The sequence below is a fragment of the Paeniglutamicibacter sp. ORCA_105 genome, assembly GCF_045798545.1.
Lineage (GTDB): Bacteria > Actinomycetota > Actinomycetes > Actinomycetales > Micrococcaceae > Paeniglutamicibacter > Paeniglutamicibacter sulfureus.
Map to the genome: position 1 here is coordinate 1 of NZ_JBIXLM010000103.1, position 337 is coordinate 337.

The 337-nt window shown below is 65.6% G+C and carries 1 protein-coding gene; it reads left to right on the forward strand.

Going from position 1 to position 337, the window contains the following annotated elements; genetic code table 11:
- A partial coding sequence (locus tag ACIPUB_RS20150; RefSeq protein ID WP_407609007.1) for a hypothetical protein occupies positions 1-337 on the forward strand: 337 nt, incomplete at both ends.

A 337-nucleotide genomic window follows, 5' to 3' on the forward strand; every position in this document is an offset into this window, starting at 1 on the left:
GCCACGGTCTTCGCGAGGCTTGAAGCCGCCACGGTCTTCGCGAGGCTTGAAGCCACCGCGATCTTCACGGGGCTTGAAACCACCTTCACGGCGATCGTCGCCGCCACGGAAACCACCGCGGTCTTCGCGAGGCTTGAAGCCGCCACGGTCTTCACGGGGCTTGAAACCACCTTCACGGCGATCGTCGCCGCCACGGAAACCACCGCGGTCTTCGCGAGGCTTGAAGCCGCCACGGTCTTCGCGAGGCTTGAAGCCGCCACGGTCTTCGCGAGGCTTGAAGCCACCGCGATCTTCACGGGGCTTGAAACCACCTTCACGGCGATCGTCGCCGCCACGG